This window comes from Staphylococcus sp. GDY8P45P (assembly GCF_017892745.1).
GTDB classification, from domain to species: domain Bacteria; phylum Bacillota; class Bacilli; order Staphylococcales; family Staphylococcaceae; genus Staphylococcus; species Staphylococcus cohnii.
Map to the genome: position 1 here is coordinate 119979 of NZ_JAESLS010000005.1, position 25924 is coordinate 145902.

Annotated in this window: 23 protein-coding genes; 13 read left to right on the forward strand and 10 right to left on the reverse strand. The window is 33.3% G+C overall.

Annotated elements, in window-relative coordinates; translation table 11 throughout:
* Positions 1-1094: 1094 nt before the first annotated feature.
* The 3 genes from KA873_RS04080 to KA873_RS04090 form a co-directional block, all read right to left on the reverse strand.
* Positions 1095-1517, reverse strand: coding sequence for a GNAT family N-acetyltransferase (locus KA873_RS04080; protein ID WP_107505321.1), 423 nt, complete (start codon positions 1515-1517; stop codon positions 1095-1097).
* A 77-nt stretch (positions 1518-1594) separates the two neighbouring features.
* Complete coding sequence (locus KA873_RS04085; protein WP_019468155.1) at positions 1595-2065, reverse strand: DUF2538 family protein; 471 nt, start codon at positions 2063-2065, stop codon at positions 1595-1597.
* Positions 2066-2087: 22 nt separating this feature from the next.
* Positions 2088-3389 carry an LCP family protein gene (locus tag KA873_RS04090; protein ID WP_210140170.1) on the reverse strand — a complete coding sequence of 434 codons (1302 nt, stop codon included), beginning with the start codon at positions 3387-3389 and terminating at the stop codon, positions 2088-2090.
* A gap of 463 nt (positions 3390-3852) precedes the next feature.
* On the opposite strand from KA873_RS04090, the gene KA873_RS04095 reads away from it, so the two are divergent.
* Entirely contained in the window at positions 3853-5511 is a 1659-nt protein-coding gene (locus KA873_RS04095) for a phospho-sugar mutase (RefSeq protein ID WP_107504846.1), read from the forward strand.
* An 18-nt stretch (positions 5512-5529) separates the two neighbouring features.
* Complete coding sequence (locus KA873_RS04100; protein ID WP_107504845.1) at positions 5530-6708, forward strand: serine hydrolase domain-containing protein; 1179 nt, start codon at positions 5530-5532, stop codon at positions 6706-6708.
* Between the two features lie 611 nt (positions 6709-7319).
* Here KA873_RS04100 and rihC read toward each other — a convergent pair.
* The 7 genes from rihC to folD form a co-directional block, all read right to left on the reverse strand.
* On the reverse strand, positions 7320-8228 hold the full coding sequence (rihC, locus tag KA873_RS04105; RefSeq protein WP_107504844.1) for a ribonucleoside hydrolase RihC: 909 nt from the start codon (positions 8226-8228) through the stop codon (positions 7320-7322).
* Positions 8229-8391: 163 nt separating this feature from the next.
* Positions 8392-8682, reverse strand: a complete 291-nt coding sequence (gene qoxD / locus KA873_RS04110) for a cytochrome aa3 quinol oxidase subunit IV (protein ID WP_107385237.1) — start codon at positions 8680-8682, stop codon at positions 8392-8394.
* Positions 8679-9284: a cytochrome aa3 quinol oxidase subunit III gene (qoxC, locus tag KA873_RS04115; RefSeq protein ID WP_107385238.1), complete on the reverse strand. Its 606-nt coding sequence runs from the start codon at positions 9282-9284 to the stop codon at positions 8679-8681. Before qoxC ends, qoxD begins: the two co-directional genes overlap by 4 nt.
* The gene (qoxB, locus tag KA873_RS04120; RefSeq protein ID WP_019468148.1) at positions 9274-11262 is read right to left on the reverse strand and encodes a cytochrome aa3 quinol oxidase subunit I; all 1989 of its coding nucleotides are present in this window, start codon (positions 11260-11262) and stop codon (positions 9274-9276) included. The genes qoxC and qoxB overlap by 11 nt, the downstream gene beginning before the upstream one ends.
* Positions 11262-12383 carry a cytochrome aa3 quinol oxidase subunit II gene (gene qoxA / locus KA873_RS04125; protein WP_107385240.1) on the reverse strand — a complete coding sequence of 374 codons (1122 nt, stop codon included), beginning with the start codon at positions 12381-12383 and terminating at the stop codon, positions 11262-11264. The genes qoxB and qoxA overlap by 1 nt, the downstream gene beginning before the upstream one ends.
* A gap of 261 nt (positions 12384-12644) precedes the next feature.
* Entirely contained in the window at positions 12645-12962 is a 318-nt protein-coding gene (locus KA873_RS04130) for an immunoglobulin-like domain-containing protein (protein ID WP_107385241.1), read from the reverse strand.
* Between the two features lie 531 nt (positions 12963-13493).
* Positions 13494-14351 carry a bifunctional methylenetetrahydrofolate dehydrogenase/methenyltetrahydrofolate cyclohydrolase FolD gene (gene folD / locus KA873_RS04135; RefSeq protein ID WP_019468145.1) on the reverse strand — a complete coding sequence of 286 codons (858 nt, stop codon included), beginning with the start codon at positions 14349-14351 and terminating at the stop codon, positions 13494-13496.
* 204 nt (positions 14352-14555) lie between these two features.
* Between folD and purE the strand changes: the two genes are divergently transcribed.
* Genes purE through purD form a run of 11 tightly spaced genes read left to right on the forward strand, consistent with a single transcriptional unit; the run spans position 14556 to position 25791 of the window.
* Positions 14556-15038, forward strand: coding sequence for a 5-(carboxyamino)imidazole ribonucleotide mutase (gene purE, locus KA873_RS04140; protein ID WP_107384865.1), 483 nt, complete (start codon positions 14556-14558; stop codon positions 15036-15038).
* Entirely contained in the window at positions 15025-16158 is a 1134-nt protein-coding gene (gene purK / locus KA873_RS04145; RefSeq protein WP_107384864.1) for a 5-(carboxyamino)imidazole ribonucleotide synthase, read from the forward strand. Before purE ends, purK begins: the two co-directional genes overlap by 14 nt.
* Positions 16158-16859: a phosphoribosylaminoimidazolesuccinocarboxamide synthase gene (gene purC, locus KA873_RS04150; RefSeq protein ID WP_107384863.1), complete on the forward strand. Its 702-nt coding sequence runs from the start codon at positions 16158-16160 to the stop codon at positions 16857-16859. Before purK ends, purC begins: the two co-directional genes overlap by 1 nt.
* Before the next feature lies 1 nt (position 16860).
* The gene (purS, locus tag KA873_RS04155) at positions 16861-17121 is read left to right on the forward strand and encodes a phosphoribosylformylglycinamidine synthase subunit PurS (RefSeq protein ID WP_019468141.1); all 261 of its coding nucleotides are present in this window, start codon (positions 16861-16863) and stop codon (positions 17119-17121) included.
* Positions 17121-17792 (forward strand): phosphoribosylformylglycinamidine synthase I, encoded by a 672-nt coding sequence (gene purQ / locus KA873_RS04160; RefSeq protein WP_107504843.1) that lies wholly within the window; start codon positions 17121-17123, stop codon positions 17790-17792. The genes purS and purQ overlap by 1 nt, the downstream gene beginning before the upstream one ends.
* Complete coding sequence (gene purL / locus KA873_RS04165; protein ID WP_107384861.1) at positions 17785-19974, forward strand: phosphoribosylformylglycinamidine synthase subunit PurL; 2190 nt, start codon at positions 17785-17787, stop codon at positions 19972-19974. Before purQ ends, purL begins: the two co-directional genes overlap by 8 nt.
* On the forward strand, positions 19953-21440 hold the full coding sequence (gene purF / locus KA873_RS04170; RefSeq protein ID WP_107504842.1) for an amidophosphoribosyltransferase: 1488 nt from the start codon (positions 19953-19955) through the stop codon (positions 21438-21440). Before purL ends, purF begins: the two co-directional genes overlap by 22 nt.
* Positions 21433-22461: a phosphoribosylformylglycinamidine cyclo-ligase gene (purM, locus tag KA873_RS04175; RefSeq protein WP_107384859.1), complete on the forward strand. Its 1029-nt coding sequence runs from the start codon at positions 21433-21435 to the stop codon at positions 22459-22461. The genes purF and purM overlap by 8 nt, the downstream gene beginning before the upstream one ends.
* Before the next feature lie 2 nt (positions 22462-22463).
* Positions 22464-23030 (forward strand): phosphoribosylglycinamide formyltransferase, encoded by a 567-nt coding sequence (gene purN, locus KA873_RS04180; RefSeq protein ID WP_107384858.1) that lies wholly within the window; start codon positions 22464-22466, stop codon positions 23028-23030.
* 15 nt (positions 23031-23045) lie between these two features.
* On the forward strand, positions 23046-24524 hold the full coding sequence (purH, locus tag KA873_RS04185) for a bifunctional phosphoribosylaminoimidazolecarboxamide formyltransferase/IMP cyclohydrolase (RefSeq protein ID WP_107384857.1): 1479 nt from the start codon (positions 23046-23048) through the stop codon (positions 24522-24524).
* A 22-nt stretch (positions 24525-24546) separates the two neighbouring features.
* Positions 24547-25791, forward strand: coding sequence for a phosphoribosylamine--glycine ligase (purD, locus tag KA873_RS04190; RefSeq protein ID WP_107504841.1), 1245 nt, complete (start codon positions 24547-24549; stop codon positions 25789-25791).
* Positions 25792-25924: the final 133 nt, after the last annotated feature.

Sequence of the window (25924 nt, forward strand, 5' to 3'; positions counted from 1 at the left end):
ATCTGCAACGTTAGTGTTATTGTCTTTGTCTTCAGTCTCGTTAGAAGCATTATGAGTTTCATTTTCAGTATCAGAAGTTGAATCGTCAGAGCTTACCTCTGTATTAGAAACTTCTGAATCATTATCATTTTGAGCAACATTAGTGCTATCATCTTTATCATCTGCAACGTTAGAAGCATCATTATTTATATTTTGCGAATCAGAAGTTGGTTGTTCAGAATTTATCTCTGTATTAGAAACTTCTGAATCATTATCGTTTTGAGCAACGTTAGTGTCGTCTGTATCTTCAGAACTGTTAGACGCAACATGATTTTCATTTTCGGAATTAGAAGAAGGTACCTCTGTATTAGAAACATCTGAAGTATCGTCATTTTGAACAACATTAGCATTATCATCTGTATTACCTGTAACGCTAGAAGCATCATTACTTTCATCTTGAGCACTTTCATTTTGAGCGTCAGTTGCTAATTGTTCAGTATGAGTCTCTGTGTAATTATTGACGTCAGAATTATTTTGGTCTTCTTGATTCTGAGTAAGATATGTATTTTGACTTGATGTGTCTTTATTAAGTTCATCTAACTGTGCATCATAATTTTCAGGTTCATCAGATTTAAGCTCTTGCACTTGACTTGGATCATTGTATGTTTGTGTTCCTGAAATATTTGTCGTTGGTTTACTTACTTCAGATTTTATTTCTTCGCTTTGTTTTAAGGTATTTTCATCATTTAACACATTTTTATTTGATTTCTGATCTTGTGTACTATCAGCTGCATGTGCATAATGGGTTGTCAAAGCTGTACCTGCTAATGTCAATGCAACTATTGAAGGTACCTTATAATTCAACTTTTTATTAGTCATTTAACTGCCCCTTTTATTATTAATATTTAATACCATTATAATACGAAGATAGTTTAATTGAATTGATTTCATAGATTTGTAATATAAAATTAATCTTATTAAGACACTATAAAAGAAGATATAATTTAAAAAAAGGCGGAAATACGCCTAATTTTAAATATATTAAAATATTACACTCTTTAGAATATTACATTGTAAAGATGTACATTAAATACAACTTTATTAAATCCTTTAGCTTAAATTGTTTTATTCATTAAAATATGTTCAATATTTTCCTCTAAAAAAATATCACCTGAAGCTTTATAACCTAAGGATTCATAAAAGCGTTGCGCATGACATTGGGCATTAAGCGATAACGTTTGATATCCACGATTTTTAGCTGCTTCTTCAATAAAAAGCATTAATGCTTTGCCATAACCTGACTTTCTGTGTGTCGGTAAAATTGCTACACGCTCAATTTTCGCTCCATTTTGATAGGGTCTAAATCTTCCAGTAGCAAATGGGGAGTGCTGTTCATCATAACCAATAACATGAGTGGCGGATGATTCAAATTGGTCTATTTCATTTTCAACTGGCACACCTTGTTCACGAACAAAAACTGCTTTTCTAATTTCATATGCGTCATCTAACATTTCGGATGTAGTAACTACTTCGAACATGATAAAACCTCACTTTTTTAAATATAATAAAACTACCCTATCACAATTATAATGTAATAGGGTAGTTATTTAATGAATTATTGAGCTTCTTGACGTACTAATGCAGTATATTGCCAAAAAATTCTCATTTGTGCAATATTCCAATTGTTCATGCCCATGGTAAAACCGGATGGTCTAAATAAATTAACATCTGTTACTTCAAGCGCTGCTGCAATTAAATATTGTAGCGGTACACTGAGTTCTTTCATTGTTTCAGTTATACCATTTTGATCATAAACCCAAGAAAAAGGTAGTTCTGATTCAAAAACATCAACTTTATCAAAAATTTCAGGTAGGGCTACGATATAACATGCGCCATCTACAACAGGATTGGTTTCACTATCCTTGTAGTAGATTCGTAAAGCTTCATAGTTTTCACGATGTGCGTGATTAACATAGAAAAATTCATTTCTAAAAAGTGCCATATCTTTACTATGGATTAATTGCTGTTCTAAAACGTTAAACATACCGTTTATATTTGCTAATTTTTCATATGTTTTTCGTGACATGTCGCGATCTCCTCTCTACAGCCTAATATAAATTTGTTTGTAATTCTTGCGTGTTTTGTTGTTGGTTTGGATCCTGTTGCTGTTGATTAGGATCTATTTGTTGGTTTGAATCAGGTTGTTGATATGAATCGTTTGGTTGCTGTGTCGTTTGATTATTATCTTGTCGATTCATATTATCTTGTTGGTTTTCATTTGTTGAATTTGTGCCTTGTGAATTTGAATTATTTTGTTCTGATTGTGAATTTGAATTGTCTTCATCTTGTTCAGAGCTATCTTTTTGATTTTTACGTAATAAGCTACTGTCAATTTCAGTTTGTGGTACGAGTGTACCATAAAAGTCGATAACACGTTTATTCAAGAAATCGTCTGTATCCTTAATTTTAGGTAAATTTAAATCGCTGCGCAAAAGGTTTGCAGTATCTTTTATATTTTTAATATTAGGATTATAGTAATAAACACCATTCAAATAATCATCTTGACCTTCTAGTTGTTTACTTTTAATTTCAACATCATCTTTTAAGTAAGAAGTGGCTAATGCTTTTACTTCTTTATAACTTAAATTATGTTTAGCATTTTTTCCTACTATTTCAATTACATCATCTAATTTACTGAAAGAATCTGCCTTTTGAGCTTTAATAAATAGCTTTTTGATTAAATCCATCTGTCTTTGACCACGTTTTAAATCTGAATCTTGATGACGTGTTCTAGCAACTGCTAAAGCTTCATCTCCATTTAGCTTTTGATGTCCTTTTTTCACTTTAATTTTCCCAGTATCGTTTGTATTTGGTTCAGAAATATTATATGGCACATCATATTCAATGCCACCGAGTTCATCAACGGCATCCACGAATGCTTCCATGTTAATTCTTACATAATAATCAACAGGAACATTCAATGTAGCTTCTACAGCATCCATAGAAGCTGTAGGTCCATCGTATGCATGTGCATGTGTGATTTTATCATAATAGCCAACTTCTGGAATGTAACTAATCGTATCGCGTGGAATACTTAGCATTCGAATTTGTTCTTTATCTGCATTAAAAGTAGATAATATCATTGCATCAGTTCTTGATTGTTCAGTACTTTGACCATTTTTTTGACGACCACTATTATCATCGATACCTAAAAATAAAATAGAAATTGGATCTTTAGACGGGTTTATTTTCGATTCACGAATACTTGATTCTCTTGATGTATCGCTCGTATTCAATGAATGTTCAAATGCACCTTGTGACGATTTAAGTAATAAAACGGCAAATATAACTGGAACAACTACAAGAATTAAAGATAGAAATATTAAAAAGTATTTTAAAAATTTATTCATGTATGAAGCTCCCCATCGTATGTGATTTTTTTGTATATTACAATATTGATCTAATGTTAAGTTTTTGATTGTTTGATTAAAATATTGTAAAGAGAAATTTGTACTATAACTTATAATTTTATAACTAACATTAAAAAATATCAACTAAGAATTTATCCTACTAAAGTTTGAATTATAAATTGGCGTACAGTTGACCATTAAAATATTCTTAATGAAAATAAAAGAAATAATTATAAGAAAATCAACATAGCTAAAAATGATTTATTTATGAACATACGATATAATTAACATATGTTAAATGTTATTGTTCATTGATAACATTAATATTTTTATTAAAGTGAAATTTTTAAACAGAGATTTTAAATTCAAAACGATTTTTGGTATTTATTAAATCAATTCGACGATGAGATAATACCTTGTGAATAATTGTTTAATATATTGGAGTTTCAAGGAGGATATAACCATGAAATCAGAATGGTTGGATAAATTAGATGAAAGTTTAGTAAAAACATTTTATGAAGCGCAAACCGACAAAGAAATAGAAGAAGGGTTTAGTGGGAACTTAACGTTTGGCACTGCTGGTATACGTAGTACCTTTGGTTTAGGACCAGGTCGATTGAATGCATTTACAGTCCGTAAAGTAGCATTAGGCTTATCACAATATTTGAAAGAAAAATATGATAATCCATCTATCGTAATCCATTTTGATACAAGATTATTATCTAAGGCATTTTCAGAAGAAATGGCGTCTGTTTTAGCTCAAAATAATATTATTACGATTTTATCAGAAAATTATAAATCTACACCAGAATTATCATTTGCGGTTAGGTATTTAAAATCAAGTGCAGGTGTGATGATCACTGCCAGTCATAATCCTAAAAACTATAACGGTATTAAAATATACGATCAAAATGGTGGCCAATTATTGCCAGATGAATCAGAAGATTTAAGTCAATATATTAACGCTATTGAACGTCCATTACAAATTGATGGAGGCAATTTTAATTCATTACTAAATGATAAAAAAATCACATATATGTCACATGAAGTTACTGAAGCTTATAAAAGTGAAGTGAAAGATTTAGTGGGGGACATTCCTGAAAAAGATGCAAAAGTAGTACTGACGAGTTTACATGGTACAAGTTTACCTTTAACTTCTACAATATTATCAGAATTAGATTATGATAATTTTGTTATTGAAAAAGAGCAATCCACACCAGACGGTAATTTTCCAACTGTTGCGATAGCTAATCCTGAAGATGAAGCTGTGTTCGAACGTGGTATAAAGCTGGCAAATGATACTGATGCACAATTAATTATAGCAACTGATCCTGATGCTGATAGATTAGGTTTAATTGAACGTTATGATGACGAAACATATAGGTATTTTAATGGAAATGAAATTGGTATATTACTTACTAAATTAAGGTTTCAAGATTTAGTAGAAGAGGGTAAGCAACTTTACATGATTAAATCTATAGTCACAAGTGAACTTGCGGAAAGACTAGCTTTAGCATTAGATGTTGAAGTAAATAATGTATTAACAGGATTTAAATATATTTCAAATTTATTGGAAAAAGAAAGCACACATCAAGATAAACAATTACTAATTGCTTTTGAAGAAAGTCATGGCTATTTAGCAAAACCATTTTCGAGAGATAAAGATGCAATCCAAATGGTACCTTTATTAATCAAATATAAAAATTTATTAGCGAATAATGGAATGACATTTAAAGATACGATAGATGATATATATGCTCATATCGGTGCATATAAAGATAAAACTTTATCACCGACTTTTGAAGGTGCAGAAGGTATTGAAAAGATCACTAAAATAATGGACCAATTTAGAAATGAAGATGTTTCAACAATTTGTGGTCTTGAAGTAAAACAAATTGAAGATTATCAACTAGGTACCATTAAAAATGTAACAGAGGGTAGTACCGAAGCTTTGTCTTTACCTGAGACAAATTTAATTCGCTTTATTTTTGATGAAGGTTTCATTGCATTGAGACCTTCTGGTACTGAACCTAAAATTAAATTGTACTTCTCGTTAAATATAGAGGATATTGATGCCTTAACAAACCAATTTAAAGATGAATATATCAATCATATAAAATAACAACAAAGAGGCAACAACATGAAAGTCAACAAATTTAAAATATTTATTGTTTTGATCATTTTCATATTTTTGATTTTAGGATTTACTGGATACAGACACTATAAACAAATGAAAGATTATATCAGTCCTTCAAAGATTTTGACCAAAGAAAATGAAAAGCAATCATCGAAAAAACAAAAAAAGTTAAAAACGGTTGTTGATCACAAACATCCACAAATTAATAAAATTGATGAGTATTTAGAACAAACTCATTTTAATGGAACCATTGCGCTTTTTGAAAGAGGTAAACTCAAACTGAATAAAGGCTATGGTTATCAAGATTTTGAAAAGAATGAAGAAAATAATGCCAATACGATGTTTTTAATAGGTTCAGCACAAAAATTTATGACAGGCATCATGTTAAAACAGTTAGAAATTGAAGACGAGATTCATATGATGACGCCTGTGAAGCATTATTTAGAATGGTTTGACTCAAATTATCCACTATCTATAAAACAACTGATGTTACATCAAAGTGGATTATATAAATATAAAGCTAATCCAAAATTTAAAGATTTAAATGATGCAACACATGCAATACAACAGAGAGGTATCAATCCCTTAGAATATAATAAATATCAATATAACGATGCTAATTATTTAATATTGTCAAAAGTTATAGAAGAAGTAACACATAAATCTTATACGCAAAATTTAAATGATAGATTAATAAAGCCATATAATTTAGAATATACAGCGCGATATAATAATGTGAATTTCAAAAAATATATGGCTGTTGGTTATAAAAATGATAAATTAACTGGAAAACGTATCCGTCAAAAACCTAATATTTTAAATCAATATGATGGGGCAGGTAACATTTATATGTCTCCTTATGATATGGGGAAAGTAGTATTAAATTTGCAAGATAATAGAATTTTTGATTCAACAACTACCATGCCCTTTATTCATGAAAGTTTAACTACACAATATCCTAAACCATATCGATATGGATTTTATTCATTTGCTGATAAAAATAGAATTAATGGTATCTTTTTTGGTAATATATTCACAGTATATTTTAATGATAATTATGTAATTGTATTAGCAACAAATTATGACAACAGTAAAATTAATAACGAATATAAAATGAAACATATTTACTTTAAGTTATTACATCAAGGTGGTCACTATAACAGAGTGAAACAGCTATATTGAAAAATTAGGTGATAGGTGTATAAATATCTCTTATAAAAACATAACCGCCAATTTCTATCGTTTTTTTATAGAAATTGACGGTTTTTTACTTTTTATAAAAATGCTTCAAATTCAATAAAATTAATGTTTCTAAGAGTGAATCTGAGATTAATGTTAAATTCATATATTTAAGATTTCTCATTAAATTAGTTTATCTATGAATTTAATAAGATGAAAATATCTTTGTTTATCTACAAAATAGTTATTTTTATGATTTGTAAGGTGCTGACTGGATAATCGTATGTGAGAAAAAGTCCAGATTCGAACTTATACCCATGATTAAAACGGTCAAGATTCAAAAAGATTCTAGGGCACCATTGATTCATCTCAGACACAATTATATTGTTAGCGTATGACTGAACTGAAAATAGAAACGCCCACTTCTCAATTATTGAGTTAGTGGGACTTATGCATGAGCTTTAGCTCAGGTAATCATTTTATATTTTTACCAATTCTAGTCATCTTTGTTGGGGTGGTAAGGAGAAATCTTTTTAATAAAATTAAATTTCTGTCTTACTTCTTTTTTATTGAAAACGTATATTTTTGTTACAACCGTTTTGTGTATTTAAAATTTACTTACAATACTTTAAAGCATCAATAAACATCTGCTTAAAGATATTTGCTTGTACTGACATTACTACGGTTGTATTAGGAAATTGAGATTTGAAATCAACTACTGAAGCACCCTTGGTTAATTTGCCATCTGTTTCAATTTGCACATCAGCTTCTTGTACATCAAAATGTTCTGGATGTAGTAGGTAAAGCAATGTGTAGGCATCATATACATTAATACCTTTTTCAAAATCGTCTCCTCTATAATGTTTGAATAACTGATGTAACATCTTTCCTGTTTCGTTGATTAAGCTTAGCTCATTGATTGTGTCATGCGTTAAACTAGAACTTCTAGCAACGTCTAATCCTACCATTGTTAAGGGCAGACCAGAATTAAACACGATTTGAGCAGCTTCGGGATCACAATAAATGTTAAATTCAGCTAATGGTGTTACATTACCTCGAGTTGCTGAGCCGCCCATTAACACAATTTCTTTAATAAATTTCTTTACTTCAGGATAAGTCATTAATAATAATGCAATATTCGTCAACGGGCCAATGGGGATAAGTGTGATGGGTGTTTCACTTTTGACTAAAACGTCTCTCATGGCCTCAACGGCATGAGTAGAATCGAGATCACTTTCATTGATTTCTGGGAAAGTATATCCTTCCATTCCTGATTCACCGTGTACATCACTTGCATCTACTATATCTGATAATAGTGGTTGTGAAGCACCTCTATGTACAGGTATGTCACTATTAAAGAAACGTTTGAGTTTTAAAGCATTAGCAGTCGTTTTTTCGATACCAACGTTACCATTGACTGTAGAAATCATTTTCAAATCAAATTCTGGATGGTTTATTGCAAAGCTAATCGCTGCTGCATCATCAATGCCTGGGTCTGTATCAATAATAATTGGTTGTTTCATAATTTATTTAATCCTCCTATTGCAAAAATAACATTATCAATTATATTCTACATCTTTTGTGGAAAGAAATGTTACAAAGTAAATTATAGATTGAAAGCATAGGGGAGGTTAATAAATAAAACTATAAAAAAAAGACTTCTCTTTCGAGAAGTCTTTTTTGGGTTTATAAGTGGCTTGAGTGTCCACCTTGCATTACCCAATACGTACCAATAACTGTAATTAGAGTAATGATAACCGCAAATATAACTTTAAATCCTTGTAAGTTTCCATCTTTACCTTCAGTTAAGTGCATGAACATTAATAATTGTACTGCAGCTTGGATAAAGGCAAAGCCAAAGATGATTGTAATCTTAGCATTAAGTGCCATTGATGTGTATAAGGTTACGAATACTGCTAAAATAGTCAATACGATTGAGCCAATAAAACCGACTGTGTGTTTTACAATTGTATTCATCCGCTAAACACCATCCCTATCATATATACGGCAGTAAAGATGAAGATCCAAACAACATCTAAGAAGTGCCAGTATAAGCTTACTATAAATAACTTAGGAGCATTATCTTTATTTAATCCACGCATTGCAACTTGAATTAATAAACATGTAATCCAAACAATACCTAATGATACGTGGGCACCGTGAGTTCCTAATAGAATAAAGAAACTAGACCAATAAGAACCAATAGTTAAGTTAACACCTTCTGAAACATAGTGAGCAAACTCATAAATTTCAAAGCCTACGAACACAAGTCCGAATAGTAAAGTGATAACCATCCATATTGTCATTAATTTTGCTTTTTCTTGTCTCATATAGTAAATAGAAATACCACAAGTATATGAACTAATTAATAACGCAAATGTCATTATTAAAACTAGGGGTAATTCGAACATCTCAGTTGTCATTTTACCGCCATAGTCGCCACCGTGTTGAAGCGTTAATAGGGTTGCGAATAGCGTACCGAATAATGAGACTTCTGCTGTAAGGAATATCCAAAAGCCAAGTCTATTTAAATTACCTTCATGCGAACGTTGATCAATAGTGTTTGCATCATGACTCATGACTTACAGCCTCCCTTTCTTTTATACGTGCTTCACGTAAACGTTTTTCGGTTTCTGCTACTTCAGAAGCTGGGATATGATAACCGTGGTCTACTTGGAAACTGCGGTAAATCATAGTACCAAAGATACCTATTAAGCAAATAACTGCAGGGAGTATTGTTTCGAAGACAAGGAAGAATCCTCCGATTGTGAAGAAAATTCCCATCCAGAAACCAACTGGCGTATTATTTGGCATATGGATATCAGAATAATTGTGATTATCTAAGTAGTGTCTACCGTGTTCTTTCATATTCACAAATGTATCGTAGTCATTCCAATCTGGCGTAACAGCAAAGTTGTATTTAGGTGGCATTGCTGAAGCAGTTGACCACTCTAATGTACGTCCTAAGCCATACCAGTTATCACCAGTAGCTTCACGTGGTGCTTTGAAGAAGCTGTATACGATACTAGCAACTAAGAACATAAAGCCTAATGCCATCATTAATGCTCCGACAGTAGAGATTGCGTTTAACATCCACCATCCATCTTCTGGCATATAAGTGTATAAACGACGAGGCATACCATCTAAACCAAGAATGAATTGTGGTATGAAACAAACGTTAAATCCGATTATGAATAACCAGAAACACCATTTGTTTAATGTCTCGTTCAATTTAAATCCAGTCATCTTAGGCCACCAGAAAATTAAAGCACCTAGACAAGCAAATACAACACCAGCCACTAATGTGTAGTGGAAGTGAGCAACTAAGAAGTACGTATTATGATACTGATAGTCGGCTGCTGCCATAGAAAGCATGACACCTGTTACACCACCAATTAAGAAGTTAGGTATGAAACCTAATGCGAATAACATAGGTGATTCAAAGGTGATACGGCCTTGATAAAGCGTAAACAACCAGTTAAAGATTTTAACACCTGTTGGTATACCAATCAGCATAGTTGTAATCGAGAAGAATGAGTTAATTAATGCACCATTACCCATAGTGAAGAAATGGTGAACCCAAACTAAGAAACTTAAGAATGCGATTCCTGCTGTTGCCCACACCATACTTTGGTGACCAAACAGACGTTTACGTGCAAATGTTGGAATGATTTCTGAATAAATACCGAATGCCGGTAGGATAACGATATAAACTTCGGGGTGCCCCCATACCCAGAAGAAGTTAGCCCATAACATTGGCATACCGCCATTTGCGACTGTAAAGAATGCAGTATCGAAGATTCTATCTGTTGTAAACAGTGCTAAAGCTACTGTCAATACTGGGAAAGCCAAAATAACGATTAATGCTGTAATGAAAGTAGTAACCGTGAACATTGGCATTTCCATAAATTTCATCGTAGGTGATTTACATCTAAGTATTGTTACAAAGAAGTTAATACCAGTCATTAGGGTACCTATACCAGAAATCTGTATCGCGATAAGGTAGTAGTTAACCCCAGGTCCTGGGCTGAATTCCCCTGCAAGTGGTGCATAGTTAGTCCAACCAGCTGCAGGTGAGCCTCCGATTATAAATGATAGGTTGAATAACAACATACCAGAGAAGAATAACCAGAAACTTACGTTATTTAATACAGGGAATGCAACGTCTCTTGCACCAATTTGAAGAGGTACAATAACATTCCATAAACCAAAAATGAAAGGCATCGCCATAAAGATAATCATTATTACGCCGTGCGTACTAAAGACTTCATTATAGTGGTTTCCTTCTAAGAATGTATTATCTGGAATTGCTAATTGTGTACGCATCATTAGGGCATCAATACCACCACGTACGAACATTAATACAGCACAGATTAAATACATAGCACCAATTTTTTTATGGTCAATAGATGTGAACCATTCTCTGTATAGATATTTCCACAATTTAAAATAAGTAATTACTGCGATCACTGCGATGATAGCAAACGGTGCACCAATTTGTGCCATTGTAATCATCCAGTTACCTTGAACGAGTAATTGATCCCATGGGAAACTCATTAATGTCCACCTCCATGTTCATGGTCTTTTTTCTCAGCTTTAGATGCTTCTTCATCTTTAGCACCTTCTGAGATTTTTTCCATTTCATCCATATTATGTGATTCTTCATCTTTGAATTCACTATTATATGGTTCATTATTGCCTAGAATCATAGCTTTCATACCATGACGTTCATAGTTAGCGTTTGTGATTTGTGGTTTACGTGCAGGTTTATTAGGTTTATCTAATACGTCCTCTTTAATTTCTTTAGGTGTGTTAAAGTTAGGATCTTTCTGTACGTAATTGAAACGATCATAAGCATGGAAAATATACTCAGGATCAGCTGCTGGATCAACAAACGCCATGTGCGTACCACTGAAAGTTAAGTTTTTATTTTCAGTAGTTGGTAAAAGTTGTTTATCAAAAGTATCTTGATCTAATTCCTTTTGACTTTGAGCATCTTTTACCCAATCCTTGAATTTACTTTGGCTTACTGAATTAACATCAAATGTTTGGCGAGCGAATCCTTCACCGTTGAAGTTTGAGTTACGTCCTCGGAACGTACCTTCTTCACTAGCCGTTAATGTCCAATCCATTGTCATACCAGTCATCGCATATTTTTGACCACCTAATTGTGGAATCCAGAAACTTGTCATCATATCCATTGATTGGAGTTTGAAGACAACAGGGCGATCTTTAGGTATTGTTAAGTGATTAACAGTTTCAATTTTTTCATCAGGATAACTGAAGAACCACTTATAACCAGCGCTTGTCGCATAAACAACAAGTGGATCGTCTTGTTTATCTGGTTTAGCTTCGTACATGTAAAGTGATTTTACTGTAGGGATAGCTAAAGCGATAACGATGATCACCGGAATGATAAACCAAATTGTTTCCATTAAAGCACTGTGATGCATCTTACCTGCTTCTTCTGTTTTGTGTAATCTATATTTAAATAGAAACAGAGTAAACATGATAAGTACGGCGGCAATAATAACAAGCATGAAGATGATTGAATACATAATCAAGAACTTCGAGTCACTTGCTACCGGCCCTTTTGGGTTTAAAACTTCTACATTTGAACAACCACTAAGTATAATTAGTGAGCCAAAGAGTAGAAGCAAAGACTTAAATTTTGACACTTTTTTGACCTCCTAATACTACAATTGTAGGGCTTACCATCAATTTTAAGATATTACGCAATATTTACAAGTGTTTGTGTAAAAAAAAATATTGTAAAATTAAAAGAAACCCAACAAACTCAACGTCTGACGGGCTTTCAAAGATTTGTTAAAATTATGTGTACATTTTGTGAAAAGTGTCATATTTTAGACGATAGGATAAATTCACACCAAATATTAATGATTTGATGTAAATTTCATAGTGACATATGTATTCATAAATTATTTTACTTCGATATATCTTACTGATTTATTCATTGCACCTTCTGAATCTTCTACAGTATATTCAACTTTATATTTTCCTTCTTTTTCTGTATTAATATTTCCATTTACTGAAATTTTGTGCGTCAAGTCACCATCTTCTTTGTCATAGGCACGTACACCATTTAATAAATTATAGTTATTTCCTTTATCAATGATTACATCGTTTGTTCCTTTTAATTCAGGTATAGAATTTTCTGTAGCTTCTGCACTTAAATTAGGTGAAACAAGTGTTGCAGATACACCGAGTGCTGATAATGACTGCATTAATTTATTCATAACGTAAACCTCCGTATGAGCGTCATTTATTTTTTATCTTAAATACACTATATGTTATTTTGAATGAAATTACATCGTACTATAGTCTTAATATAACGCAATAGTGTAAATTGAGTGATAATTTTTTGAAAAAATTCAGTTAATCGTAATATTTTTTGATTAACATAATAGCAATTAAACAAAATTGAGTGATATTCGAAGAAAACGTCATTAATGTTTGTTTTAAAATGGATGGATTATTTTAGAACATTATTTAAAAGCAGATATGTGGTGGGGCAGAAATCTCATTGAAATAATAGGCATCTTTTACAATTAAACTAAGTGATTTGAAAGGATTAATTAAGGTTAAAACAATCTTTAAATGATACAAGGCATATTGGTCAATGAGTAAAAGCGTTGCAGCATTACATAAAAAATAAACGTCAACTTCTATTGTAACAATCTAGAAATTGACGTTTATTTATTAGTAGTTAAAGATAAGGTATCTCAACTTTGTTCAGTTTTTGAAATATGTTTCTTAAAACAATAGTGTTATTCGATGCCTCTACGCATTTTTTCTGCCATAAGTGTATTGTTTAATACCATTGTAATTGTCATTGGGCCTACACCACCAGGCACAGGTGTAATAGCTCCAGCAATTTCTTTAACTTCATCATAGGCAATATCACCTTTTAATTTGCCGTTTTCGTCAGGTGTATTACCTACATCAATTACAACTGCGCCTTCTTTAACATCATCTTTAGTAACAAGACCAGGACGTCCGACAGCACTAACGATAATGTCAGCATTTTTTAAATGTTGATGCATATCTTTAGTTCTTGAATGCAAAATCGTAACTGAAGCGTTTTTTTGTAATAATAGTTTTGAAACTGGTTGACCTACAATATGACTTCTACCTATAACAACAGCATCTTTACCTTCTAAATCAATGTCAGCATGATTTAGTAACTCCATGATACCAAGTGGTGTACAAGGTACAAATGTTTGTTGGTCAATATATAATTTACCTATATTTTCAGGATGAAATCCATCAACATCTTTAGCAGGATTAATCGATTCTAATACTTTTTGTTCACTTACTTGATCTGGTAGCGGAACTTGAACTAATATACCACTCACACTATCATCTTCATTTAAGCGTTGAAGTTCGCTTAATACTTTATCTTCACTAGCACTTTCATCTAAATGTACGATTTCAGAAATCATACCGATTTTTTCTGCAGCTTTCTTTTTTGAATTCACATAACTTTTACTTGCACCATCGTTACCTACTAATATTACTGATAATTTTGGTGTGTAACCCTTAGTTTGTAAAGCCTCGACTTGATCTTTTAGACCTTGTCTATAATCCTTTGCGATTTGTTTACCGTCTAAAATTTTTGCGACCATGAAAAAATCCTCCTCCAATGTATGAACTTTACTTAACTTTAACATAATTACCATCATGTTTTTCAACCAAAAGACGAAAATTTAACGATTTTTTTGTGTTAAAGTTCGATTTTTGATTGAAAAAGCGATTTTTAGTTGTTATGCTATATCTGTAATATACATCTAATAGTCATAACATTTCAAATTTCTGAAAGGGTGTTCATTTTGAAAGTGGTAGTCATAATGGGTAGTTCTTCCGATTGGGAGACTATGAAAGAAAGTTGTCAAATGTTAGAGCAACTAGATATACCGTATGAAAAGAAAGTTGTTTCTGCACATCGTACGCCTCAATTAATGTATGAATTTGCTAAAGGAGCCAGAGATGATGGCTATGATGTCATTATTGCTGGTGCTGGTGGTGCAGCACACTTACCAGGTATGGTTGCCTCGATGACGACGTTACCAGTAATTGGTGTACCTATAGAATCTAAAAGCTTAAAAGGATTAGACTCTCTCCTATCTATTGTCCAAATGCCAGGTGGTATTCCTGTGGCTACAACAGCTATAGGGAAATCTGGGGCAAAAAATGCGGGAATACTTGCTGCCAGAATGCTCAGCATTGGTAATAAAGTAGTCCAAAAGAATTTGGAAAATTATGAAAAATCATTGGTTGAGAAAGTGAGTGAGATGCAACATGAACTTCAATAAACTATCATTTGGATCAACGATTGGAATTATTGGTGGTGGGCAATTAGGTAAAATGATGGCACAATCTGCTCAGAAAATGGGTTTTAAAGTTATTGTGTTAGATCCCGATGAAAATTGTCCATGCCAACATGTAGCACATCAGTTTATAAATGCAAACTATGATGACGAACAATCGCTTGTTCAACTAGGTGAATTATCCGACGTTATCACATATGAATTTGAAAATATTTCTGCGAATCAATTACAAACATTAGTTTCCCAATATAATATTCCTCAAGGTTATCAAGCTATACAACTATTACAAGATAGATTGATTGAAAAACAAACATTGCAAAATGCCGGAACTCAAGTAGCACCATTTATGAAGTTATCCGATGCAGACAGTTTATCTCAAGCTGTAGAAAATATTGGTTTTCCGTTTATGGTAAAAACAAGATTTGGTGGATACGACGGAAAAGGGCAAGCGCTTATTACAAATGAAGCAGATTTGGATAATGCTAAAACATTAATTAATAAACAAGAATGTGTTGCTGAAAAATTTTTAGAACTACAAAAAGAAGTTTCTTTAACAGTAACCATCGGTAACGATAATCAAATCACGTATTTTCCATTACAAGAGAATGAACATCAAAACCAAATATTATTTAAGACAGTTGTACCTGCTCGTGTACAACCACAAATTGAACAAATGGCACGAAAAGAAGTTGAGAAAATTATCAAACATATTCATTTTGTGGGTACGTTCACGGTGGAGTTTTTCATCGATACAAGCAATCAATTGTTTGTGAACGAAATTGCACCTAGGCCTCATAATTCTGGACATTATTCAATAGAAGCATGCGATTATTCGCAATTTGATACACATATATTAGCAGTTACTGGTCACCGGTTACCAGAAAAAATTGAATTATTAAAACCTAGTGTAATGATGAATTTATTAGGAAGAGATTTAGATTTATTGGAACATAAATTCGATGTTCATCCTGAATGGCATGTACATATTTATGGCAAAATAAGCCGCAAGCCTGACCGAAAAATGGGTCACCTTACTATGCTGACAAATCATGTAGAACAAACAGAACAAACTTTACTAAATCATTTTGAAGGGAGACATAGCTAATGTCTTTGTTATATGAAGGAAAAGCAAAAAGAATTTTTTCTACGGCGCAATCGGATGTGCTTCGAATTGAATATAAGGATGAAGTCACAGCCGGCAATGGAGCGAAAAAAGATTTTATAGAAGGTAAAGGTCGTTTAAATAATCAAATTACTTCTAGAATTTTTAGTTTTATTCAAGAACGTGATATTGATAGTCACTTTATCGAGCAACTATCAGAAACTGAACAACTCGTGAAATCTGTGGAAATTATACCATTAGAAGTCGTAGTGAGAAACATCGCTGCGGGTTCTATAACAAAGAGATTAGGCTTTGATAAAGGACATACGTTTGAAAATCCTTTAGTTGAATTCTTCTATAAAAACGATGATTTAAATGATCCTTTAATTACTGAAGATCACATACAGTTATTACATTTAGCTAGTAAAGAAGAAATTGAAAAGTTAAAAGAGGCAGCAAAAACAATTAATGCAGTGTTAATTGAATTAATGGATGGTATGGATTTACGACTTGTAGATTTCAAAATAGAATTTGGGCGCAGCAAGGATGGTCAAATTCTATTAGCAGATGAAATTTCACCCGATACATGTCGTATTTGGGATAAATATAGTGATACAAATTTTGATAAAGATGTTTATCGTGAAGAAACGGGTTCAATCATAGAAACTTATCAAACTTTTCTTAATAAATTGGAGGAACTATAAAATGAAAACAATTGAATTGCATATCACATTACAACCACAAGTATTAGATACACAAGGACAAGCTTTAAATCGCGCAGTACATGATCTAGGATACACACAAGTTAATGATATACGTGTTGGTAAATTATTGTACATGACAGTTGATGAAGCTACTGATGCTGCTGTTCACAATGTCGTTACTACTTTAAGCGAAAAACTTTTTGCAAATACAGTTATTGAAGAATATAGCTATAAAGTATTGGAAGAAGGGGAGAAAGCATAATGAAATTTGCAGTGCTAAAATTCCCAGGATCTAATTGTGATAGGGACATGTATAATGCAGCATTGAAATCCGGTGTAGAAGCAGAATATGTGGACTATAGAAATACATCATTAGAAGGTTTTGATGGTGTGTTAATACCCGGTGGGTTTTCATTTGGTGACTACTTACGTTCAGGTGCGATGGCAAGTGTTGCACCTATCACTGAAGAAGTTAAACGTTTCGCGAATGAAGGGAAACCAGTATTAGGTGTTTGTAACGGATTTCAAATTCTTACTGAGATAGGTTTGCTTCCAGGCGCTTTATTGCATAATGATTCACATTTATTTGTAAGCCGAAATGAGCTATTAAAAGTTGTAAATAACCAAACGCCCTATACCAAATTATATGAAGAAAATGAAACAGTAATATATCCTGTAGCGCATGGTGAAGGTCATTACTATTGTACATCAGAAATGTATGACAGATTAGCAGAAAACAATCAAATCATTTTAAAGTATAAGGATAATCCCAATGGTTCGTACAATGATATTGCAGGTATTGTCAATGAAAATGGAAATGTTTGTGGCATGATGCCGCACCCCGAACGCGCAATGGACTCTTTATTAGGAACTGATAGTGGCGTTAAATTATTTGAAGCAATGGTAAATAGTTGGAGGGAACAAAATGTCTAAGTTTATTGAACCAAGTGTGGAAGAAATCAAATTAGAAAAACTATATAAAGATATGGGATTATCAGAGTCAGAATACGATAAAGTATGTGAAATTCTAGGTCGTGAACCCAATTTTACTGAAATTGGCATTTTCTCTGTAATGTGGAGTGAACATTGTTCTTATAAGCATTCAAAACCATTTTTAACTCAGTTTCCAACTTCAGGCGAACATGTATTGATGGGGCCTGGTGAAGGTGCGGGTGTGGTAGATATTGGTGACAATCAAGCAGTGGTATTTAAAGTTGAATCACATAATCATCCTTCAGCTGTTGAACCTTATCAAGGTGCGGCAACAGGTGTCGGAGGCATTATACGAGATATTGTTTCCATTGGTGCTAGACCGATAAATTTATTGAATAGTTTACGCTTTGGTGAATTGACAGAAAAACAAAATCGTCGTTTATTACGTGGTGTAGTAGCCGGTATTGGTGGCTATGGTAATTGTATTGGAATTCCAACTACAGCGGGTGAGATAGAGTTTGATGATAGATATGATGGCAATCCACTGGTGAATGCAATGTGTGTGGGTATTATTGATCACGATAAAATTCAAAAAGGTACTGCTAAAGGTTCGGGTAATTCGGTTATATATGTAGGGTTGAAAACAGGTCGTGATGGTATTCATGGCGCTACTTTTGCTTCAGAAGAACTAAGCGAAGATAGTGAAAGTAAACGTCCATCAGTACAAATTGGTGACCCATTTGTAGGTAAAAAACTTATGGAAGCGACGTTAGAAGCAATTACGTTTGATGAACTTGTTGGCATCCAAGATATGGGAGCTGCTGGTCTAACATCATCCTCGTCAGAAATGGCTGCTAAAGGTGGCAGTGGCTTACATCTACAATTAGAAAAAGTACCAACAAGAGAAAAAGGTATTTCTCCTTATGAAATGATGCTCTCTGAAACCCAAGAACGTATGCTATTAGTAGTAGAAAAAGGATCTGAAGCTAAATTTTTGAATTTATTTGATAAACACGAATTGGATAGTGCAGTTATCGGTGAAGTTACAGATACAAATCGTTTTGTCCTTACATATGAAGATGAAATTTTCGCTGATATACCAGTACAGCCATTATCTGATGAAGCGCCTGTATATATACTTGAAGGTGAAACACCGCTATATAATGAACCACAAAATGACTATAGTGATATTGATGTTGAAGATATATTTAATCGTTTACTTGTTCATCCAACAATTGCTTCCAAACGCTATTTATATGAACAGTATGATCAACAAGTTGGTGCGAATACTATTGTCAAACCAGGATTACAATCTTCCGTTGTTCGTGTCGAAGGTTCAAATAAAGCAATTGCTTCTACGATAGATGGTGAAGCACGATTTGTCTTTAATAATCCATATGAAGGTGGAAAGATGGTAGTAGCAGAAGCATACCGTAATTTGATCTCTGTTGGTGCTACGCCTTTAGCGATGACTGATTGTTTGAACTATGGATCACCAGAGAAAAAAGAAATTTATCAACAATTAGCAGATTCTACGAAAGGTATGGCAGAAGCTTGTGAAATATTAAAGACGCCAGTAGTTTCGGGTAATGTTTCTCTGTATAACGAAACAAAAGAGACTTCAATATTCCCTACACCCGTTGTAGGCATGGTTGGTTTGATTGAAGAAATTGATTATTTCAATGATTTCACGCCCAAAGCAGGTGATACGCTTTATATTGTAGGCGATACACATAGCGATTTTGGTGGGAGCCAAATTGAAAAATTACTTTACGGTAAAGTGAATCACGAGGTTGAAACCATTGATTTATCAAATGAAGTCAAAAGAGGGGAGTCAATTAAAAAAGCAATCCGTAGTGGCATTGCTTCTCACGTCCAAACAGTTGGTAAAGGTGGACTGTTAATGACATTAGCTCGTATTAGTGCACATTATCAAATGGGCTTAGATGTAACTTTAAATCTTAAGCATGAGCAATTATTCAGCGAAACACAAGGGCGTTATATTGTGGCTGTAAAAGGCGATCAACCTTTAGAAATAGCAGATGCCATTCAAGTTGGTACATTAACAGAAAATGAAAAATTTGTAGTTTCAAATGGCGACACTATAATTTCACGTGATGTGAAACAATTGAATGAACAGTGGGAAGGAGCAATTCCTAAATGTATGACTACAACGGATTAAATGAAGAGTGTGGCGTTTTTGGTATTTGGAATCATCACGAGGCAGCACAATTGACGTATATGGGGTTACACAGTTTACAACATAGAGGTCAAGAAGGCGCAGGTATGGTGTGTTCTGACGGCCAAAAACTTACTGGAGAAAGAGGACTTGGTCTTTTGACTGAAGCTATTACAGATACTCAGTTGGAAGCATTTAAATCTTATCAACATGCGATTGGTCATGTACGATATGCTACGTCAGGCAATAAAGGTATAGAAAATATACAACCATTTTTGTACCATTTTTATGATATGAGCGTTGCAGTTTGTCATAACGGAAATCTTATTAATGCACAAAGTTTAAGAAAGTCTTTAGAACATCAAGGTTCTATTTTTCATTCTTCTTCAGATACAGAAGTAATTATGCATTTAATTCGTAAAAGTAAAGCACCAACCTTTGAGGAAGCATTACAGGAAAGTTTACGTAAAATAAAAGGTGGTTTTACATTTGCACTATTAACAAAGGATGCGTTATATGGTGCTGTTGATCCAAATGCAATTAGACCATTAGTTGTAGGAAAAATGAAAACAGGTGCCTATATCATTGCAAGTGAAACTTGTGCCGTAGATGTTTTAGGTGCAGAGTTCGTTAGAGACATTCATGCAGGTGAATATGTGGTTATCAATGATGAAGGAATTCGAATAGAATCTTATACGAGACACACGAATACAGCAATATCAGCTATGGAGTACATTTATTTTGCTAGACCAGATTCTACTATTGCAGGAAAAAATGTTCATGCTATTCGTAAACAATCTGGTAAACAATTAGCATTAGAAAGTCCTGTTGATAATGCGGATATGGTTATTGGCGTACCTAATTCATCACTTTCAGCAGCATCTGGTTATGCTGAACAAAGTGGTTTGCCATATGAAATGGGCTTGGTCAAAAACCAATATGTAGCACGTACATTTATTCAACCGACACAAGAATTACGAGAGCAAGGTGTAAGGGTCAAATTATCGGCAGTAAAAGATATCGTACAAGGCAAAAATATCGTCTTAGTGGATGATTCTATTGTTAGAGGAACGACAAGCAAACGCATTGTCCAAATGCTAAAAGATGCTGGAGCTAATGAAGTGCATGTACGTATTGCCTCTCCAGAATTTATGTTTCCAAGCTTTTATGGCATAGATGTTTCTACAACTGCTGAACTAATATCAGCGAATAAATCACCTTCAGAAATCAGCGAACATATTGGCTCTGATTCTTTGGCCTATCTAACTGTAGCTGGTTTGATAGATTCAATTGGCCTTGAAGTAGATGCACCATATAAAGGGTTATGTGTAGAAAGTTTTACAGGTGATTATCCTGCTGGTCTTTATGATTATGAAAAAGATTATTTTGAACATTTAAGCGAACGTCAAAAAGAATATTTAGCAAATCATAAACAATACTTTGATAGAGAGGGTAATTTAAATGTCTAAAGCATACCAACAAGCAGGCGTTGATATTAGTGCAGGTTACGAAGCGGTTGAACGTATGTCAAGCCATGTTCAACGAACAATGCGTAAAGAAGTTTTAGGTGGATTAGGAGGATTTGGTGCAACATTTGATTTATCACAGTTAAATATGAAAGCACCATTGCTCGTATCTGGTACAGATGGCGTTGGCACTAAATTAAAGTTAGCGATTGATAACAACAAACACGATACGATAGGTATTGATGCAGTAGCGATGTGTGTCAATGATATTTTAACAACTGGTGCAGAACCATTATATTTCTTAGATTATATTGCTACTAACAAAGTAGTTCCAGAAGTTATTGAACAGATTGTCAAAGGGGTTAGTGACGGTTGTGAAGCTACGAATACAGCACTTATAGGTGGTGAAACAGCTGAAATGGGTGAGATGTATCATGAAGGTGAATATGATTTGGCTGGATTCGCTGTAGGAGCAGTTGAAAAAGAAGCATATATAGATGGCTCTGCCGTAAAATCAGGTGATGTAATTATAGGACTTGAATCAAGTGGTATACATTCCAACGGTTATAGCTTAGTGAGAAATTTAATAAAAAAATCAGGTATTGATCTACAAAATAAATTTGATCAAAATCACACATTTTTGGATATCTTTTTAGAACCTACTCGATTATATGTCAAGCCTGTATTAGCTGTAAAAGAACACGTACATATACATGCGATGACACATATCACTGGCGGCGGATTTATTGAAAATATTCCAAGAGTGCTGCCTGAAGGCGTGGGTGCAACAATTGATGTAACACAATTTCCAACACCAAAAATATTTGAATGGTTACAAAAGCAAGGCAGCATTTCAACCAAAGAAATGTACAATGTATTCAATATGGGCATTGGTTTTACCATAGTTGTTGATGCTAATGATGAAGCTAAAGTATTAAACACACTAAAAGAAGCACAAGTAAATGCATATAGAATTGGTGAAATTGTTAAAAGTGAAGAACCAATTCATTTGACGGGGGTATAAAAGTGACGAAAATTGCTATCTTTGCTTCAGGATCTGGAAGTAACTTTGAAAGTATCATGTCACATATAGAAGCAGGTAATTTACCTCAAATTGAAGTGACTGCATTATATACGGATCAAGTAAATGCTTATTGTATTGAGCGCGCAAGAAAGTATCAATTAGATGTACATATTAATGAGCTTAAAAATTTTGATTCTAAAGCAGACTATGAGCGGAAAATCATTGAATGGTTAACTACAGAAAAAGTTGAATGGATTATTTTAGCTGGTTATATGAAATTAATCGGTGAAAATATATTAAATGCATATCAAAAACGCATCATTAATATTCATCCTTCGTTATTGCCAAAATATCGAGGTAAAGATGCGATTGGTCAAGCATTAAATAGTGGTGACAACATTACAGGTACAACAGTACATTTCGTAGATAGTGGGATGGATACAGGAGAAATTATTGAACAACGTACATGTGAAATAAAACCGGACGATACGAAAGAACGATTAGAAGAAAGAATAAAAGCGATTGAACATGAATTATATCCAGAAGTTATTTCAAAAATTATTCAATAAGAGGTGCCAATAAACATGAAAAAGGCAATTATAAGTGTATCTAATAAAACAGGTATTGTACCTTTTGCACAATCACTCCAACAATTAGGATACGAGTTGTATTCAACTGGTGGTACGATGCGAGCGTTAGTTGAAGCAAATATTGCAGTTAAATCTATATCAGAACTCACACATTTTGATGAAATTATGGATGGGAGAGTCAAGACATTACACCCAGCTGTTCATGGCGGTATTTTAGCTGATCGCAATAAACCAGAACATTTAGCACAATTAAAAGAACAGCAAATTGATTTAATAGACATGGTAGTCGTAAATTTATATCCATTCAAAGAGACTGTTGCAAATCCAGATGTTACAGAAAATGACGCGATTGAAAATATAGATATTGGTGGACCTACAATGTTACGTGCAGCAGCTAAAAACTTCAAACACGTTACTACAATCGTACATCCATCAGACTATAATGAAGTTATTGAAAAACTAAAATCAAATCAATTAGATGAATCTTATAGAAAATCATTGATGATTAAAGTATTTGAACATACGAATCAATATGATCAAGCAATTGTTGATTTCTTTAAGGAAAATAAAGAAAGTTTAAGATATGGTGAAAATCCACAACAACAAGCTTCATTTATAAGAACATCAGATGCTAATCATACGTTAGGTGGCGCGAAACAATTGCATGGTAAGCAATTGAGTTATAACAATATCAAAGATGCAGACGCGGCGCTGTCATTAGTTAAACAATTTGAAACGCCAGCTGCAGTTGCTGTTAAGCACATGAATCCTTGTGGTGTAGGTATTGGTACAAACATTTCTGAAGCATATCAGCGTGCATTTGAAGCAGACAGTCAATCTATTTTCGGAGGCATAGTAGCATTAAATAGAACCGTTGACGCCACTTTGGCAGAAACGCTGCACAGTATATTCTTGGAAGTGATTATTGCACCAAAATTTTCTGAGGAAGCGTTAGCTATTTTAAGTAAGAAGAAAAATATAAGATTATTAGAAATTGATATGACAATCGATAATAATGAGCAAGAAATAGTATCTGTTTCAGGTGGATATTTAATACAAGATAAAGATAATGTATTAATAAAAAGTGATGACTTAACAATTGTTACAGAAAGTGTACCTACAGAAGCTCAATGGAATGCAATGTTACTTGGATGGAAAGTGGTCGCTTCTGTTAAAAGTAATGCAATTATCTTATGCAACGATAAACAAACAGTCGGTATTGGTGCGGGGCAAATGAATCGGGTAGGATCAGCAAAAATTGCAATAGAACGTGCGGTTGAAATTAATGATAACGTCGTAATGGTATCGGATGGTTTCTTCCCAATGGATGACACAGTAGAACTTGCTGCGCAACATGGTATTAAAGCCATCATTCAACCTGGTGGTTCAATTAAAGATCAAGATTCAATAGATATGGCGAATAAATATGGCATTGCAATGGTAACTACTGGCATTAGACACTTTAAACATTAAAATATTGGAGGCAAAATTATTTATGAAAGTACTAGTCATTGGCACAGGCGGAAGAGAACATATTTTAGCACATAAGTTAAAACAGTCTTCACTCGTAAATGAAATTTTTGCAATTCCAGGAAATGATGCAATGTCAGACATTGCAAATGTACATTGTGAAATAGCAGAAACAGACCATAATCAAATTGTTGAATTTGCTGTTGCGCATAATATTTCGTGGGTCATTATTGGACCGGAACAGCCACTTACTGAAGGTTTAGCAGACAAACTAATCGCAAAAAAGATCAAAGTATTTGGTCCTAATCAAGCAGCTGCTCAGATTGAAGGATCGAAATTATTCGCAAAGCAATTAATGCAGAAATACCATATTCCTACTGCAGAATACAAAGAAATATCAAATAAAACAGATGCGTTACGTTATATTAAAACATGCCAATATCCTATCGTGTTAAAGAAAGATGGTTTGGCAGCTGGTAAAGGTGTTATTATAGCCGAGAATTATGATGAAGCTGAAGAAGCAGTTCACTCATTGTATCCACAAGAGCTTGGTACGGTTGTCTTTGAACAATTCTTAGAAGGTGAAGAATTCTCATTGATGACATTTGTAAATGGTGATTACGCTGTGCCGTTTGATTGTATTGCACAAGATCACAAACGTGCATATGACGATGATAAAGGGCCTAATACTGGAGGGATGGGGGCGTATTGCCCCGTACCTCACATAAATAAAGAAGTCCTTCAGCTTACTAATGAAGTAATTGCACAACCTATAGCCAAAGCTTTGTATAAAGAAGGTTATGAATTTTTTGGTGTTCTTTATATTGGCGTGATTTTAACAGCAGATGGCCCGAAAGTAATAGAATTTAATGCAAGATTTGGTGACCCTGAAGCACAAGTATTACTGACAAGATTGGAAAGCGATTTAATGCAACATATCATAGACTTAGAAGCTAAAAATAAAATAACCTTTAAGTGGAAAGATGCTTCGATTGTTGGTGTAATGCTTGCTTCTAAAGGGTACCCTGGTAATTACGAAAAAGGCAAAGCAGTTTCAGGGTTTGATTTAAATGGTAATTATTTTGTCAGTGGTTTGAAACGAGATAAAGATAAATTTGTAACCAATGGTGGACGTGTCATCTTAGCATTGGGAGAGGGCAATGATATTGCAAGCGCTAAAGCAAATGCTTATAAAGCTGCAGAAAAGATTCAAAGTGACGCGTTATTTTATCGAAAAGATATTAGCAATAAAGCAATAAAACATCTATAAATATTCATAAAAAATCGTAATTTCTATTAGCAGTGTATAGAAATTACGATTTTTAAGTTTTTAACATAGCATTTTTATTAAAGGATATACAATCACATACAAATTTATGTAAATGATTATATCAAAAAGATAA

Bases quoted from the DNA above. Each gene is read 5' to 3' on its own strand.
- qoxC (WP_107385238.1), bottom strand. From the start codon at position 9,284: ATGAGTCATGATGCAAACACTATTGATCAACGTTCGCATGAAGGTAAT.
- KA873_RS04095 (WP_107504846.1), top strand. From the start codon at position 3,853: ATGAAATCAGAATGGTTGGATAAATTAGATGAAAGTTTAGTAAAAACA.
- KA873_RS04100 (WP_107504845.1), top strand. From the start codon at position 5,530: ATGAAAGTCAACAAATTTAAAATATTTATTGTTTTGATCATTTTCATA.
- purK (WP_107384864.1), top strand. From the start codon at position 15,025: ATGAACTTCAATAAACTATCATTTGGATCAACGATTGGAATTATTGGT.
- qoxB (WP_019468148.1), bottom strand. From the start codon at position 11,262: ATGAGTTTCCCATGGGATCAATTACTCGTTCAAGGTAACTGGATGATT.
- purD (WP_107504841.1), top strand. From the start codon at position 24,547: ATGAAAGTACTAGTCATTGGCACAGGCGGAAGAGAACATATTTTAGCA.
- KA873_RS04085 (WP_019468155.1), bottom strand. From the start codon at position 2,065: ATGTCACGAAAAACATATGAAAAATTAGCAAATATAAACGGTATGTTT.
- KA873_RS04080 (WP_107505321.1), bottom strand. From the start codon at position 1,517: ATGTTCGAAGTAGTTACTACATCCGAAATGTTAGATGACGCATATGAA.
- purS (WP_019468141.1), top strand. From the start codon at position 16,861: ATGAAAACAATTGAATTGCATATCACATTACAACCACAAGTATTAGAT.
- qoxD (WP_107385237.1), bottom strand. From the start codon at position 8,682: ATGAATACAATTGTAAAACACACAGTCGGTTTTATTGGCTCAATCGTA.
- KA873_RS04130 (WP_107385241.1), bottom strand. From the start codon at position 12,962: ATGAATAAATTAATGCAGTCATTATCAGCACTCGGTGTATCTGCAACA.
- folD (WP_019468145.1), bottom strand. From the start codon at position 14,351: ATGGTCGCAAAAATTTTAGACGGTAAACAAATCGCAAAGGATTATAGA.
- purF (WP_107504842.1), top strand. From the start codon at position 19,953: ATGTATGACTACAACGGATTAAATGAAGAGTGTGGCGTTTTTGGTATT.
- purM (WP_107384859.1), top strand. From the start codon at position 21,433: ATGTCTAAAGCATACCAACAAGCAGGCGTTGATATTAGTGCAGGTTAC.
- rihC (WP_107504844.1), bottom strand. From the start codon at position 8,228: ATGAAACAACCAATTATTATTGATACAGACCCAGGCATTGATGATGCA.
- purQ (WP_107504843.1), top strand. From the start codon at position 17,121: ATGAAATTTGCAGTGCTAAAATTCCCAGGATCTAATTGTGATAGGGAC.
- purH (WP_107384857.1), top strand. From the start codon at position 23,046: ATGAAAAAGGCAATTATAAGTGTATCTAATAAAACAGGTATTGTACCT.
- KA873_RS04090 (WP_210140170.1), bottom strand. From the start codon at position 3,389: ATGAATAAATTTTTAAAATACTTTTTAATATTTCTATCTTTAATTCTT.
- purL (WP_107384861.1), top strand. From the start codon at position 17,785: ATGTCTAAGTTTATTGAACCAAGTGTGGAAGAAATCAAATTAGAAAAA.
- purC (WP_107384863.1), top strand. From the start codon at position 16,158: ATGTCTTTGTTATATGAAGGAAAAGCAAAAAGAATTTTTTCTACGGCG.